This is a genomic window from Enterococcus sp. BWR-S5, from assembly GCF_016745255.1.
Classification (GTDB): domain Bacteria; phylum Bacillota; class Bacilli; order Lactobacillales; family Enterococcaceae; genus Enterococcus_L.
Genome location: NZ_JADOEQ010000015.1, coordinates 125,631 through 141,025 on the forward strand (window position 1 = coordinate 125,631; position 15,395 = coordinate 141,025).

At 41.6% G+C, this 15,395-nt stretch carries 11 protein-coding genes; all 11 read left to right on the forward strand.

Features of this window, described 5'->3' with window-relative positions; genetic code table 11:
* The first annotated feature begins 15 nt into the window (after positions 1-15).
* The 11 genes from mfd to lysS all read left to right on the forward strand — a co-directional run bounded on the left by mfd (position 16) and on the right by lysS (position 14,814).
* The gene (gene mfd, locus IW510_RS16595; protein WP_202061562.1) at positions 16-3,552 is read left to right on the forward strand and encodes a transcription-repair coupling factor; all 3,537 of its coding nucleotides are present in this window, start codon (positions 16-18) and stop codon (positions 3,550-3,552) included.
* A gap of 15 nt (positions 3,553-3,567) precedes the next feature.
* On the forward strand, positions 3,568-5,154 hold the full coding sequence (locus IW510_RS16600; protein WP_202061564.1) for a putative polysaccharide biosynthesis protein: 1,587 nt from the start codon (positions 3,568-3,570) through the stop codon (positions 5,152-5,154).
* A 4-nt stretch (positions 5,155-5,158) separates the two neighbouring features.
* Positions 5,159-5,428 carry an RNA-binding S4 domain-containing protein gene (locus IW510_RS16605; RefSeq protein ID WP_202061566.1) on the forward strand — a complete coding sequence of 90 codons (270 nt, stop codon included), beginning with the start codon at positions 5,159-5,161 and terminating at the stop codon, positions 5,426-5,428.
* A gap of 67 nt (positions 5,429-5,495) precedes the next feature.
* Positions 5,496-5,948: an FtsB family cell division protein gene (locus tag IW510_RS16610; protein ID WP_202061568.1), complete on the forward strand. Its 453-nt coding sequence runs from the start codon at positions 5,496-5,498 to the stop codon at positions 5,946-5,948.
* Between the two features lie 57 nt (positions 5,949-6,005).
* Positions 6,006-6,512, forward strand: a complete 507-nt coding sequence (locus tag IW510_RS16615; RefSeq protein WP_202061570.1) for a S1 domain-containing RNA-binding protein — start codon at positions 6,006-6,008, stop codon at positions 6,510-6,512.
* A 306-nt stretch (positions 6,513-6,818) separates the two neighbouring features.
* Positions 6,819-8,198 carry a tRNA lysidine(34) synthetase TilS gene (tilS, locus tag IW510_RS16620; protein WP_202061573.1) on the forward strand — a complete coding sequence of 460 codons (1,380 nt, stop codon included), beginning with the start codon at positions 6,819-6,821 and terminating at the stop codon, positions 8,196-8,198.
* A gap of 18 nt (positions 8,199-8,216) precedes the next feature.
* Positions 8,217-8,762, forward strand: a complete 546-nt coding sequence (gene hpt / locus IW510_RS16625) for a hypoxanthine phosphoribosyltransferase (RefSeq protein ID WP_202061575.1) — start codon at positions 8,217-8,219, stop codon at positions 8,760-8,762.
* Positions 8,763-8,855: 93 nt separating this feature from the next.
* Positions 8,856-11,015, forward strand: coding sequence for an ATP-dependent zinc metalloprotease FtsH (gene ftsH, locus IW510_RS16630; protein ID WP_202061576.1), 2,160 nt, complete (start codon positions 8,856-8,858; stop codon positions 11,013-11,015).
* A 199-nt stretch (positions 11,016-11,214) separates the two neighbouring features.
* Positions 11,215-12,120, forward strand: a complete 906-nt coding sequence (hslO, locus tag IW510_RS16635; protein WP_202061577.1) for an Hsp33 family molecular chaperone HslO — start codon at positions 11,215-11,217, stop codon at positions 12,118-12,120.
* A gap of 2 nt (positions 12,121-12,122) precedes the next feature.
* On the forward strand, positions 12,123-13,118 hold the full coding sequence (gene dusB / locus IW510_RS16640; protein WP_202061578.1) for a tRNA dihydrouridine synthase DusB: 996 nt from the start codon (positions 12,123-12,125) through the stop codon (positions 13,116-13,118).
* 199 nt (positions 13,119-13,317) lie between these two features.
* Positions 13,318-14,814, forward strand: a complete 1,497-nt coding sequence (lysS, locus tag IW510_RS16645) for a lysine--tRNA ligase (RefSeq protein ID WP_202061580.1) — start codon at positions 13,318-13,320, stop codon at positions 14,812-14,814.
* The last annotated feature ends 581 nt before the right edge of the window (positions 14,815-15,395 follow it).

A 15,395-nucleotide genomic window follows, 5' to 3' on the forward strand; every position in this document is an offset into this window, starting at 1 on the left:
AGGTGGCCAACATAAATGAATATTATTGAACGAATAAGTGAAAGCAGCGTTGTTCAAGAGTGGTATCAGAAGCTGACAGGGAACCATCGTCAGCTGATTACCGGATTGGCCGGCTCAGCTAAAACATTAGTTATGACTAGCGGCTATCAGTATAAGAAGAAAAAAATGATTGTTGCAGTACCGAATCTTTATTATGCCAATCAATTAGTAGAAGATTTTAGAAATTTAGTCCCAGATGAAGAGGTCTATCTATTTCCGGTAGATGAAGTGCTCTCCGCAGAAATGGCCTTCTCTTCACCGGAAGCACGAGCGGATCGTATTCAAACCTTGAACTTTTTACTTTCTCGTAAAAAAGGGATTGTTGTTGTTCCGGCAGCCGGCTTGAGAAAATTTCTTCCTAGTAAAGATACGTGGAAAAAAGCTCAGCTGCAGTGGGAAATAGGTACGGAAATCGAGCTGGATAAGCTGGCTCAAAAGCTGGTGTTAATGGGCTATGAGCGTCAATCATTAGTCGGTAAGCCAGGTGAATTCAGCATTCGAGGCAGTATTATTGATGTGTATCCGTTGAATACGCAGTATCCGGTAAGGGCGGAGCTGTTCGATGTTGAAATCGACTCGCTTCGTTATTTTGAAGCGGACACACAGCGTTCTGCTGAAACAATTGAAAGTGTCACAATTTCGCCTGTAACAGATACTATTTTTTCTGACGAGGATCTCTCAGTAGGAATTGTAAAGCTTCAGGAAGCATTGGATAAACGACTGTCTATTACTTCTGAAAAAACAGACAAAGTGTTTCTGGAAGAGTATTTCGGTCAAATCCTTTCCTCTTGGGAAGCGGGCATTCCAACGGAAAATGCACGTTATTATGCAGATTTACTGTATAAAGAACAGACAACGATTCTGGATTATTTACCGGAAGACAGCATGCTGATTGTCGATGATTATGCTCGGATTTTAGATACAGAGCGGGAGATTGTTCGCGAAGAAGGCGAATGGCATACCTTGAAGCTGGAAGAAAAACGGGTCTTCTCGGAACAGACCTTTGGGGCTAATGTTCATGACCAGTTAAGGAAGCAGCGTTTTACAGCGACCTTCTTTTCTTTATTTCAAAAAGGTATGGGGAATCTGCGCTTTCAAGCCATCCATAATTTTCAATACCGTTCGATGCAGCAATTTTTCGGACAAATGCCTTTGCTGAAGGCAGAGATGGATCGCTGGCAAAAGCAGGAGCAAACCGTATTAGTCTTTGTACCGACAAAGGAACGGGCGCAAAAAGTTGAAAATCTATTTCGGGATTTTGATATCTCAAGTGTCTCAGTGACGAAAAATCGGTTATTGGAAGGACGAATCCAGCTTGTTCAAGGGAATCTTCAGACAGGGTTTGAGTTACCCGCCGATAAAATAGTAGCTATTACCGAAAAGGAAATTTTCCATACGGTAACGAAAAAGAGGGCTCGTCGTCAAACGGTATCAAATGCGGAACGTCTGAAAAGCTATAGTGATTTGAAAAAGGGCGATTATGTTGTCCATGTCAATCACGGAATCGGTAAGTATATCGGGATGGAAACACTGGAAGTAGACGGTGTTCATCAAGATTACATCACAATTCTTTATCAGAATGATGACAAGCTGTTTATTCCGGTGACACAGCTGAACTTGATTCAAAAATTTGTGGCAGCTGAGTCCAAAACGCCAAAGATTAATAAACTGGGCGGTAGTGAATGGACGAAGACCAAGCGGAAGGTTTCAGCAAGAATTGAGGATATCGCAGATGACTTGATTCAGTTATATGCAGCAAGAGAGTCAGAAAAGGGATTTGCATTTCCACCTGATGATAGCTATCAAAAAGAATTTGAAGATGCATTTCCTTATTCGGAGACAGAGGATCAGCTTCGCAGTACAGCGGAGATTAAGCGGGATATGGAAAAAACACGACCAATGGATCGCTTGCTGGTGGGAGATGTCGGCTTCGGTAAGACTGAGGTAGCATTGAGAGCAGCGTTTAAGGCAATTTCTGCCGGTAAGCAGGTCGCTTTTTTAGTCCCAACAACCATTTTAGCGCAGCAACATTATGAGACGATTCTTGACCGATTTGAAGGATTTCCTGTCGAGGTTGGTCTGCTGAGTCGATTTAGAACAAAGAAACAGCAGAATGAAACAATCGAACAGGCGAAAAAGGGACAGGTGGATATTATCATCGGAACGCATCGGCTTCTTTCACAGGATGTGGTGTTCAGTGACTTGGGTCTGTTGGTTATTGACGAAGAACAGCGTTTTGGTGTGAAGCATAAGGAACGCCTGAAACAGCTGCGCTCACAGGTAGATGTGTTGACGTTAACTGCAACACCGATTCCACGAACCCTTCATATGTCGATGTTAGGCGTTCGCGACCTTTCAGTCATTGAAACGCCGCCGGAGAATCGCTACCCGATTCAAACATATGTCATGGAAACAAATCCGGGAGCGATTCGCGAAGCTGTTGAACGTGAGCTGGCGAGAGATGGGCAGATATTCTATCTTTATAATCGAGTAGATACAATCGAACAAAAGGTAGAAGAGCTCCAAGCGTTGGTGCCGCAAGCGAGAATTGCTTATGCCCATGGTCAGATGACGGAAATCCAGTTGGAAAATACACTATTCGATTTCATTGAACGCCAATTTGATATTTTGGTGACGACTACTATTATAGAAACAGGTGTGGATATTCCGAATGCCAATACATTGTTCGTTGAGAATGCGGACTATATGGGGTTGTCCACTTTGTATCAGCTGCGGGGACGTGTTGGTCGAAGTAATCGAGTCGCCTATGCCTACTTTATGTATGAGCAGCAAAAAATCTTGAACGAAGTCAGTGAAAAGCGCCTTGAAGCCATCAAAGATTTTACTGAGCTTGGCTCCGGCTTCAAAATTGCAATGAGGGATTTATCCATTCGAGGTGCGGGCAATCTATTAGGTGCGCAACAACACGGCTTCATTGATTCAGTCGGCTTTGATATGTATTCTCAGATGCTGGAAGAAGCAGTTGCCCGTAAGCAAGGGAAGAAGGTTCTCGACCAGAAAACGTCTGTTGAAATTGACTTGGGTATCGATGCCTATCTGCCAAATGAGTATATTTCTGATGAACGTCAGAAAATCGAAATCTATAAACGAATTCGTCAGTTGGAAAACATGGAGATGTACGAAGAGCTGGAGGCAGACTTGCTGGATCGTTTCGGTGAGTATCCAGATGAGGTTGCTTATCTATTGACAACCGGACTGATAAAAATGGACGGAGACAGAGCTTTGCTAGAGTCCGTCAAGAAACAGCAGCAGGAAATCATTTTCACTTTAAGCAAGGTAGGGACGAAAACTTATACCGTTGAACAAATATTTGAAGCACTGTCTGCGACATCCTTAAAAGCAGATTTAGCTGTGAATAATGAAAAGATGAGTATTCGTTTGAAGCTGTATAAAGGCATGAAGGAGGCAGCTTGGCTGCAGGAGATTTCTGCTTTTGTCTCCGCTTTACGTGAGGAAAAATATAAAACAAAACCAGAAATGGTAAAGGGATAAACAGGAGGAAATAATATGGCGCAAAAAGAGCTTCGATCCATGCTCCAAGGAGCGCTTGTACTGACAGCAGCTTCATTCATAGCGAAGCTTTTGAGTGCTGTTTATAGAGTTCCATTTCAGAATCTGGTTGGTGATGAAGGCTTCTATGTTTATCAACAAGTCTATCCCATTTATGGAATTGCGATGACGTTGGCCCTAACAGGACTTCCTCAGTTTATCTCAAAGATTGTTGCTGAGCAGGAGACGGTCAATGGCAAAAAGCTGATTCTTCAACGGCTGTTTCCATTTATCGCCGTGCTGGGGTTGTCCGGCTTTGCCTTTTTCTTCTTAGGCAGCGATTGGTTGGCAAGGCTGATGGGAGATGCTAATCTTTCAACACTAATTAAGGTTGTTTCCTTTACATTTCTACTGGTGCCGATACTCTCTTGCTATCGAGGGAACTTTCAAGGTCACCTGCTGATGACACCAAGTGCTGTTTCTCAAGTGTTGGAGCAGCTGATTCGAGTCGGTGTTATCTTGACTGCCGCAGCCTGTTACCAGATGCTTCATTGGGATGCTTATAAGACCGGGACTGCCGCAATGGGTGGTGCCGTATTGGGGGGCTTAGCTGCGGTAGCCATTTTGTGGTATTATGATCGAAAAATTCAGCCTGGCAGCTCTGCCTATTTTCATCACTGGCAGATTGATCGAGAAGGAAGAACGCTTTTCTACCGTTTGTTTATTGAAGGTGGACTAGTTTCTTTATATAGTGCATTTCTGATTATCTTTCAGCTGGTTGATTCATTTTTTGTGAAAAATGCGCTGGTATTCTCTGGGTTGACGGACCATGCCGCAAAGGTTGATAAGGGTGTTTACGATAGAGGGCAGCCGCTTGTACAGCTAGGGCTGGTTGTAGCGTTGGCGTTGAGTTCTTCTTTTCTGCCGGCGTTGACGAAGTACTTTGTCAGTAAGCAGCAAGAACAATTTATCACAGCATCAAGAATTTTTTTACGATTAACAACAACAGTTGCAGCGGCTGCATCTGTTGGCCTGGCTCTGCTGCTTCCTTATATCAACTTTGCGTTGTTCAAGGACTACAAAGGAAATGGTGTGCTGGGAATATATGTATTTGCGATTGCCTTGATGGCGGTGATTCAAGCTTATCAAAGTATTTTGCAAAGCCAAAATGAGTTTAAGACAGCCTTTCTTGCTGCCGGTCTGGGCCTGCTTGGAAAAATCCTGCTGACGAATCTGATGACACAAAATCTGGGAACGGTTGGAGCCAGTCTGGCAACAATCCTGTCACTAAGCATCACGATGCTTTGCCTGACTCTTACGACTGGTAAGGAAATTAACCAATTTTGGTTTGAACGGGGATTCTTGAAAAAATTATTAGGCAGTCTGGGAATAATGGTCATCGCCCTATTGATTTATCAAGGAATTGTGTCTATGATAGTTGGAGTAGCAAGTCATCGTGGGCAAGCGCTGATTTTTGCTTTAATAGGAGTCGTCATCGGAGTGGCAGTATTTCTTTTTGCAATTGTTCAATTGCGCTTATTTACTGTCAGGGAGTGGCTGATGGTTCCTTTTGGAAAGAAGATTTTACGAATGAAAAAGAGGTGAGGATATGCGTTTAGATAAATTTTTGAAAGTGTCACGCATTATAAAAAGAAGATCCGTTGCCAAAGAGGTAGCTGATAAGGGAAGAATCCAGATTAATGGTATTCTGGCAAAATCTTCCAGCACTGTAAAAATTGGTGATCAAGTCAAGATTCGTTTTGGAAATAAAATTTTAGAAGTAGAAGTCAAGGAACTGCATGATTCTACAAAAAAAGAGGATGCACAAAAAATGTATCAAATCATATCTGAAACAAGAGTTGAAAGTTCTGACGATTAAGATTAGACAACCCTTGAAGATGTTGGTATAATAAAGCGGACATATGAAAGCGAGTGAAGCGAAAGAGATGGGAAAAAAGAATAAGATCGCTGCGCTGAATAACGAGTATACCAAAGAGCAGTATGCTGAGTATCAAAAACAGCAAAAGCAGCTGATTTTCAAACGTCGTCGATTAGCCGTCATTTTTTTAATAGGCATTGTCATATTTTCTATTTCAGCTTTTGAGTTGATGAAGGATTATAATGAGTTGAATTCCTTTAAAGCGCAGAAAGAAGAAGTAGTTGCTGAGTCAGCTGAGATGGATAAGAAGCTTGAAAAGCTGGAACAGGATGTCGCCTTGTTGAAGGATGAGAATTATGTTGCCAAGCTGGCAAGAGCCCGTTACTATGTTTCGAAGGAAGGCGAGCAGATTTATGCTGTACCTGATTTAGGCTCTGCAATCAGCGGAAATAGAGACACAACACAAAGTACACAAACAACAGAAGAAAGCCAATCACAGCCCGAAACATCCGGTGAATAACCGAGTGTCGGCTGTATATAATAATTTTAGGGTGAAAATAGGAGGATCACATTTTTTATGTCAATCGAAGTAGGAGCAAAACTGCCGGGAAAAGTGTCAGGAATTACTAATTTTGGGGCCTTTATCGATCTTGGAGGAGGAAAGACAGGACTAGTCCATATCAGTGAAGTATCAAATGGTTTCGTTAAGGATATCAATGAGATATTGACTGTGGGAGACGAGGTTACTGTCAAAGTCACTTCTGTAGGAGACGATGGGAAAGTTGGTTTATCTATCCGTAAGGCACAAGATAATCCGGAAGCACCTAAGAACAATTTCCAACGTCGTACGAACAATCAACAGGACAATCGTGATAATCGCAGTCAACAGGATAATCGTGACCGAGGATACCATGCAGGACCTAAAAAACAGTTCAACAAACCAACGAACAATAATAATGCGCACGGCGGGCAGGATTTTGATTCATTGATGAGCTCATTTTTAAAAGATAGTGATGACCGTCTATCTTCATTAAGAAGAAACACAGAAGGTAAACGAGGCGGACGAGGCGGACGCCGTAACTAAACAGAATGATTCAAGGCCGGGAAAGCAAACTCCCGGTCTTTTGAGTTTCTCAAAAAATAGTTGTACTCGTTCCGAACAGCTTACATAGAATCGAAGATAAATGGAAAGCAGAGACAGCTGCACAAAGGAATTCAAAATAGAAGTGCAGATAGAGGCGCAAAGATAAGGTTTAGCGTAAAAGCAAAGCTGTTAAAGGACAAGCGATGTAGCGGGAGAACTGTCTGGGCATCAGTACAACTTGTTAGTGCCAATCTGAATAGACGAACGTTTTCCATCACAGGCACAATAGAATTGGAGGTGAAAAAGATGCTGCAAGAATTTTTTCAGTTAGGTGAACAAAGAAAATATTGGTCTAAGGAAGATAAAATCCTGTTGGGGGTCTCGGGTGGGATTGACTCGATGGTTCTCCTTCATCTAATGCATGAGGTTGCTAAACAAACAGGCTGCATCATCGGAATTGCCCACATCAACCATCAGCTGAGAATGGAATCTGAGGAGGAGGAACGCTACTTAGAAAACTTTTGTCGAGAGAATGAATTGCCCTTTTATTCTGAGCGCTGGTTGGAAAGTCAAACAACCAAAGGGATTGAAGTGAAGGCCAGAGAGTTCAGGTACGCTTTTTTTAAACAAATAATGAAAGAGCATTCCTTTACTGTTCTTATGACCGCCCATCATTTGGATGATCAGGCCGAGACGATTCTTATGCGGTTGACAAGAGGAAGTATATTGAGGAATTATTCAGGAATCAAAGCAGAGCAGAGCTTTGGTTCGGGAAGACTCGTTCGACCTTTATTGATTTTTTCTAAAGATGAACTGAAAGTGTTCGCCAAACAGCAAAATATTGTGTATTTTGAAGATAGCTCAAATCATTCAGATTTGTATTTTAGAAATCGGATACGTCACCATGTCATCCCATACTTAAAAGAAGAAAACACCAAATTCCTCAAACACGCTGCAGCATTCAGCCAACAAATAAGCTTGGCGGATGAGCTCATACGAGAAACAATTAGCGTTCGTTATGATACATGGGTAACGAAGGTCGCTGACGGTTGGCAGCTTGAGTTATCCGCGCTGACGAAAGAAAGCCACAGCTTTCAATACTTTTTTTTGCAGTTTTTTTTACAGGAAACATTGATTAAGGAAAAAATAATGATTAATCAGGAACAATTCGAAGCACTGTCTGCTATCCTTGCACAAGCGGCGCCGCAGAAAACGGTAATGCTGGAAAAAGGTTGGCGGTTTATAAAAGAGTATGATCGAGCGCTTCTGATACGGCCGACAGAAATAGCAGCAGATGCATTTACGTTGACTGTTGGTGAAGGGATATTTTTATCGGAAACAGAATGGCTTGGTCTGAGCAGTTTAGATCAACCAGTCGCAGTACCCGAAGAAATTGAACATTGGGCAGAAGCAGAACGGTGGATTTCTGTAGAAACCGGGTTGCCGCTTCACATTCGACACCGAAAAGATGGTGATCGGATTGCTCTTACGCCAACTTTGACAAAGCGTCTTAATCGGTTATTCATCGATAAGAAAATACCGAATTCTTCAAGGGAACAAGCATGGGTCATTTTGACGAATCATAACAGGATCATCTGGGTGCCGAAGTTTGCAAATTCCCATTTGAGTATTCCTGCAGAAACTGATAAAATACACTACAGACTCCTTTATAAAACGAAGGAGTAAACTTGAGAGGAGAGCATCATGCTAGAGAAAGATATTAAAAACATTTTGATAACAAAAGAACAGATTGCTGAAAAAACTGCTGAGCTTGGAAAAAAACTGACAGAGGACTATAAAGAAAAAAGCCCTCTTGTTATTGGGATTTTAAAAGGCGCAGTTCCTTTTCTTGCAGATATCGTGCGTGAAATTGACACTTATTTGGAAATGGATTTCATGGCTGTTTCCAGCTATGGGAATGCGACTGTTTCTTCCGGAGAAGTGAAAATCGTGAAGGATTTGGATACAAACGTAGAGGGACGTCACATCTTGATTGTTGAGGATATCATTGATAGTGGACGGACACTTGCTTACCTTGTTGACCTGTTCAAATATAGAAAAGCAGCTTCTGTAAAAATCGTGACATTTTTGGATAAGCCTGAAGGTCGTGTTGTAGATATCGATGCAGACTACGTTGGATTTAACATTCCCAATGAGTTTGTTGTAGGTTATGGATTAGACTACGCAGAATCATATCGTAACCTTCCTTATGTGGGTGTATTAAAACCGGAAGTGTATGAATCAAAATAATATCTCTCTTTGAAATAGTTATGTTACAATATAAAGGTCAGAATTGATAAGACAAAAAAATGTGAATAGTTTAAACAAGCTAGGAGGACAGGCATGAATAAAAAAGGTGGCGGCATGAGAAATGGCCTATATTATGTATTAGTCATTTTAGCGATGATCATGGTTGGAAGCTTTATTTTCGGAAACAACAGCTCCCAGTCTCCTGATATCGAATACTCTACTTTTAAAGAGCAGCTTGATAAAGGCGAGATCAAAACAATGACAATCCAACCGACAAATGGCGTATTCAAAATTGTCGGGGAGTACAAAAAAGAACAAAAAATCGAAAATGAAAGCGGACTGTCTCTTTGGGGAAATTCAGGTGTTACAACGAAGAAATTCTCTACTATTGTTCTGCCAAGTGATACAACACTGACAGAAATACAGAATACAGCACAGAGTAACGAAGTGAAGATTTCTGTAAAAGAACAGTCAACAAGCGGCACGTGGATTTCCTTAATCTTCAGCTTCTTGCCAATCATATTGCTTTTCTTCATGTTCTACATGATGATGGGGCAGCAAGGCGGCGGTGGCGGTGGCGGCGGCCGAGTGATGAACTTTGGCAAGTCCAAAGCGAAGGAAGCCGATAAGACAGCCAGCCGTGTTCGTTTTACGGATGTAGCCGGTGCTGAAGAAGAGAAACAAGAACTTGTTGAAGTTGTTGAATTCTTGAAAGATCCGCGTCGTTTCGTAGAGCTGGGTGCACGTATCCCTGCAGGTGTATTGTTAGAAGGACCTCCGGGAACAGGTAAAACATTACTTGCCAAAGCCGTAGCCGGTGAAGCAGGCGTACCGTTCTATTCTATTTCAGGTTCTGAGTTCGTAGAGATGTTTGTCGGTGTCGGTGCGAGCCGTGTCCGTGACCTCTTTGAAACAGCGAAGAAAAACGCACCTTCTATCATCTTTATTGATGAAATCGATGCCGTTGGTCGTCAACGTGGCGCCGGAATGGGTGGCGGTCACGATGAACGTGAACAAACATTGAACCAATTGCTGGTTGAAATGGATGGTTTCGATGGGAATGAGGGTGTTATCGTTATTGCCGCAACAAACCGTTCAGATGTTTTGGATGCAGCGTTACTTCGTCCGGGACGTTTTGACCGTCAGATTTTGGTTGGACGCCCAGATGTTAAGGGTCGTGAAGCAATTCTGAAAGTTCATGCGTGTAACAAACCGTTGGCAGATGATGTTGATTTGAAAGTCGTTGCTCAACAGACACCAGGTTTTGCCGGTGCTGATTTGGAAAACGTCTTGAACGAAGCGGCATTAGTTGCTGCCAGAAGAAACAAGAAGAAGATTGATGCTTCCGATATTGACGAAGCAGAAGATCGTGTGATTGCAGGTCCTGCTAAGAGAGACCGTGTAATCAATAAGAAAGAACGTGAAATGGTTGCTTACCATGAAGCTGGACATACAATCGTTGGTTTAGTATTAAGCCGTGCACGTGTCGTTCATAAAGTAACGATTATCCCTCGTGGTCGCGCTGGCGGATACATGATCGCTTTACCAAAAGAAGATCAATTCCTAATGACGAAGGAAGACATGTTCGAACAATTAGTTGGTTTACTGGGCGGACGTACTGCTGAAGAAATCGTCTTTGGTGTTCAGTCTACCGGAGCTTCTAATGACTTTGAACAGGCTACTGGATTAGCCCGCAGCATGGTCACTGAATATGGAATGAGTGATAAGCTTGGACCAGTTCAATATGAAGGAAACCATCAAGTCTTTGTCGGCCGTGATTACGGACAAACAAAAGCTTATTCTGAGCAAGTAGCATTCGAAATCGATCAGGAAGTTCGTAACTTACTGATGGAGGCACATGCGAAAGCACGTGAGATTATTGAAACGCACCGTGATAAACATAAACTGATTGCTGAAATGCTTTTAGAATATGAAACACTGGATGCAAAAGCAATCAAATCTCTATTTGAAACTGGTGAAATGCCTGCTGGAAGCGGTAGTGAATTCCCAAGTGAAAAGGCACAGACTTTCGAAGAGGCTAAACGTGCATTAGAAGAAAAAGATGCACAAAAACAAGCCGAAGAAAAACAAAACTTCGATGAAGTCAAACAAGAACTTGAATCAGAAGCGGAAGAAGTAAAGACAGAAGCGACTGATACAGAAAAGAAAGTTCAGCTAGAGAAAAAAGATGAGGACTCTTCTAAAGAGGATTCTGACTACGACCGTGAGAACTTTGACGATCGTTACAAATAAGAACACTAAACAGTTGCGGAAACAGCTTTCCGCAACTGTTTTTCTATCCTTGTAGGGTAGATAGCTTAAATAAGCAGTAATTACTTTTACATAGAAGGAACGAATCATAGGTGTCAGAATTATTTAGTTGAAAAAACAGCGATTTCCTAGTATTATCTGATAATGAGTGAAAAAGCACGGAAGAAGAGGAAAAACGAAAATGGAAGATTATTTAGTAAAAGCACTTTGCTATAAAGGAACGATAAGAGCTTATGCTCTTTGTGCAACAAATACAATTGCTGAAGCACAGCAACGGCACGATACATGGAGTTCATCTACTGCTGCTTTGGGAAGAACGATGGTGGGCGGATTATTACTTGGCGCAACATTAAAGGGTGAAGACAAGCTAACCGTAAAAGTTCAAGGGAACGGTCCTGCTGGGGCCATTATTGTTGACAGCAATGGCAGCGGTGATGTCAAAGGCTACATCAAGAATCCTCATGTTAGTTTGAAGCTGAACGACAGCGGAAAAATAGATGTTCGTGGCGCTGTGGGAGATACCGGCGTGTTTACAGTGATAAAGGACTTAGGGTTAAAGGAAACATTCTCCGGACAAACACCAATTGTTTCTGGTGAGATTGGTGAAGACTTTACCTACTTTATGACCGTTTCTGAACAGACACCATCTGCTATTGGCTTGAGTGTACTGGTAGACACAGATGATACAGTGAAGGCTGCGGGTGGTTTTATGATTCAAGTAATGCCGGGAGCCAATGAAGAAACCATTGATTTTATTGAAAAACGCTTATTGGAAGTTCCGATGGTTTCGCGCCTGTTGGAAGACGGCGAAGCGCCTGAACAAATCTTAGAGCGCTTGTTAGGCGAAGGGGAAGTGGAAATCCTTGAGAAAATGCCTGTACAGTTTAAGTGTGATTGTTCAAAAGAAAAATTTGGCACAGCGATTATTGCAGTAGGGTTAGATGAAATCAATGCGATGATTGAAGAAGATCATGGCGCAGAGGCAGTTTGTCAATTTTGTGGGAATAAGTATCAATACAGTGAAGATGATTTAATCGAGCTGAGAGAAGAAGCGTTAACAAATACATTAAAAGGTCGTGAAGAATGACGATGTGGAAAATAGGAGATGTAGAGATTCCGAATCGAGTAGTCGTTGCTCCCATGGCTGGGATTACGAATGCCGCTTTTCGGGTAACTGTAAAGGAATTTGGTGCCGGACTAGTCGTTTGTGAAATGATTAGTGACAAGGGCATTCATTTTAGAAATAAGAAAACTTTGGAAATGCTGTATATTGATGAACGGGAGCATCCGTTGAGCTTGCAGATTTTTGGCGGTGATAAAGATACATTGGTGGAGGCTGCTCAATTTGTCCAGGAGCACACAGAAGCAGATATCATTGATATCAACATGGGCTGTCCTGTGAATAAGGTGATTAAAGCAGAAGCGGGGGCCAAATGGCTGCTTGATCCAAATAAAGTACATGAGATGGTGCATGCTGTAACCTCAGCAGTTGATATGCCGGTAACAGTAAAAATGCGTATTGGCTGGGATGACGAACATGTATTTGCAGTTGAAAATGCATTGGCAGCAGAAAAGGGCGGCGCAGCAGCAATCGCAATGCATGGTCGTACGCGTGTCCAAATGTATGAAGGCAAAGCCAATTGGGATATCTTAAAGGAAGTAAAAAGTCATTTAACCATTCCGTTTATGGGAAATGGGGATGTACGAACTCCGGAGGATGCTAAAAGAATGCTTGATTATGTTGGCGCTGATGGCGTCATGATTGGTCGAGCTGCATTGGGGAACCCATGGATGATTCATAGAACCCAACACTATTTAGAAACTGGAGAATTAATTCCTGAGCCAACTCCATTTGATAAGGTTGAAACAGCGAAGGTTCATTTGCAACGTTTGGTAGACCTGAAGGGAGAGTTTGTAGCGGCAAGAGAATTCCGTCAACATGCTTCTTACTATTTAAAAGGGATTCCACGAGCTGCAAAGGTAAAAGTAGCAATCAATCAAGCGAATACGCAAAAAGAGATTGTTGATTTGATGGACAGCTTTGTAGGAAAAGCTTCTTCTGACGAAATCGAAGAAGTCATCTAGAAGGAGCCTGCTGAACAAGTAAAAAAGTATGGGATTTCTCTAGTCATAAATGAGTTGAAAATAATTCTTTTTATACAGAAGAATCGGATAGTAAATACATCAATAATTATTTCAAGCCGAATTTCAGATTCGGCTTGCTTTTTTTAGAATCACTATGGCATTATTAAGTATATGTTTATTTAAGAATGGAGGAAAAAGAGTGGCTGAAGAACAACAATCGCAAGTCGCAGATTTGAATGACCAAATGTTGGTGCGACGTGAAAAGATGGAAAAACTACGCGAAGAAGGAATTGATCCATTCGGTAAACGTTTTGACCGTACACATAATTCTGCTGAATTACACGAGACATTTGACGAGCAAACAAAAGAAGAATTAAATGAAAAAGAATTGTCAGCCAGTGTAGCTGGCCGTATGATGACGAAGCGTGGGAAAGGGAAAGCCGGTTTCGCCCACCTGCAGGATCGTGATGGACAAATTCAAATATATGTGCGGAAGGATCAAGTAGGCGATGAAGCTTATGAAATTTTCAAGCACGCAGATTTAGGTGATTTCTTTGGTGTGACAGGTCAAATCATGAAAACAGACACAGGGGAAGTAACAGTAAAAGCGAAAACAATCGTACTTTTAACAAAAGCGTTACGCCCTCTTCCTGATAAATATCATGGATTAACGAATATCGAGCAGCGTTACCGTCAGCGTTACTTAGATTTGATTAGTAATAAAGAAAGCTTTGATCGTTTTATGAAACGAAGCCAAATCATCAGTGAAATTCGCAGATATCTTGATGGTCAGGGATATGTAGAAGTTGAAACACCGGTTCTGCATAACGAAGCCGGCGGAGCAGCTGCACGTCCGTTCATCACGCATCATAATGCATTGGATATCGATTTGTATCTGCGCATTGCGTTGGAGCTGCATCTGAAACGATTAGTAGTTGGCGGAATGGAAAAAGTTTATGAAATCGGGCGTGTATTCCGTAATGAAGGAATTGATACAACACATAACCCCGAATTTACAATGCTTGAAGCATACACTGCATATACAGATTATAAAGATGTGATGGATTTAACTGAAGGCATCATCCGTAATGCAGCTGAGAAAGTGTTGAAAACAACAACAATCAGTTATGATGGAACAGAAGTAGACTTGGGCAGCGAATTCAGTCGTGTTCACATGGTTGATGCAATCAAAGTTCAAACAGGTGTGGATTTCTGGAAGGAAATGACAGTTGAAGAGGCAAGAGCATTTGCAAAAGAGCATAATGTAGAAATTAACGATAATATGACAGTTGGGCACATTTTGAATGAATTCTTCGAGACACATGTAGAAGAAACATTGCAGCAGCCAACATTCATCTATGGTCATCCTGTAGAAGTATCACCATTAGCGAAGAAAAATCCGGAAGATCCTCGTTTTACAGATCGTTTCGAGCTCTTTATTGTAGGAAAAGAATTTGCTAATGCCTTTACAGAATTAAATGACCCGATCGATCAAAGAGAACGTTTTGAAGATCAGGAAAAAGAACGGGCACAAGGAAACGATGAGGCTCATGGCGTAGATGAGGACTTTATCGAGGCATTAGAATATGGTTTGCCGCCAACCGGGGGACTGGGAATTGGTATTGACCGTCTAGTGATGCTATTAACAGATGCACAATCAATCAGAGATGTTCTTCTGTTCCCAACAATGCGTTAATCGACAGTGAATAAAAGGATGAGCCTTCTTGAAACATGAGAGGTTCATCCTTTTTCTATTTCTCATTTAGGTCTTACCGTTTAATCTATCGAACAAAATCAAGAAAGAGAGCGCGTGAAACCGATGGAAATGCGAACAATACAATAATAAAATCAATAAACAATCGGTAATGAAAAAAAGTTGAGAAAAAAGTCATTTTTCGATTGACCTGAGAAGAGAAACTTGGTATATTATTACATGTCGCTGAGATGCGTCAAACATCTTATAGAATAACAACTAAGAGAAACAAAAAAACTTTTAGAATCAACGAAAAAGTTGTTGACAAATAACAAAAAAATTGATAAACTAAAACAGTTGTTATGAAACAAGTGTGGCAACAGCCAAGCAGAAAAAAACTTCAACTTCTTCAAAAAAAGAGTTGACATCAAATCAGAACTTTGGTATGATATAAAAGTTGCTGCAAGGCAAACAAGTAGACCTTTGAAAACTGAACAAAGTAAGACAAACCAAATGTGTAGTATGTCTTGATTCAATTCAAGACAACAACATGATTTAACAAGCAAGCAATATGCTAGCAAACA

What these genes read in the sequence shown, in the direction of transcription:
- mfd (WP_202061562.1), top strand. Translation starts at nt 16, where the DNA reads ATGAATATTATTGAACGAATAAGTGAAAGCAGCGTTGTTCAAGAGTGG.
- IW510_RS16600 (WP_202061564.1), top strand. Translation starts at nt 3,568, where the DNA reads ATGGCGCAAAAAGAGCTTCGATCCATGCTCCAAGGAGCGCTTGTACTG.
- IW510_RS16605 (WP_202061566.1), top strand. Translation starts at nt 5,159, where the DNA reads ATGCGTTTAGATAAATTTTTGAAAGTGTCACGCATTATAAAAAGAAGA.
- IW510_RS16610 (WP_202061568.1), top strand. Translation starts at nt 5,496, where the DNA reads ATGGGAAAAAAGAATAAGATCGCTGCGCTGAATAACGAGTATACCAAA.
- IW510_RS16615 (WP_202061570.1), top strand. Translation starts at nt 6,006, where the DNA reads ATGTCAATCGAAGTAGGAGCAAAACTGCCGGGAAAAGTGTCAGGAATT.
- tilS (WP_202061573.1), top strand. Translation starts at nt 6,819, where the DNA reads ATGCTGCAAGAATTTTTTCAGTTAGGTGAACAAAGAAAATATTGGTCT.
- hpt (WP_202061575.1), top strand. Translation starts at nt 8,217, where the DNA reads ATGCTAGAGAAAGATATTAAAAACATTTTGATAACAAAAGAACAGATT.
- ftsH (WP_202061576.1), top strand. Translation starts at nt 8,856, where the DNA reads ATGAATAAAAAAGGTGGCGGCATGAGAAATGGCCTATATTATGTATTA.
- hslO (WP_202061577.1), top strand. Translation starts at nt 11,215, where the DNA reads ATGGAAGATTATTTAGTAAAAGCACTTTGCTATAAAGGAACGATAAGA.
- dusB (WP_202061578.1), top strand. Translation starts at nt 12,123, where the DNA reads ATGTGGAAAATAGGAGATGTAGAGATTCCGAATCGAGTAGTCGTTGCT.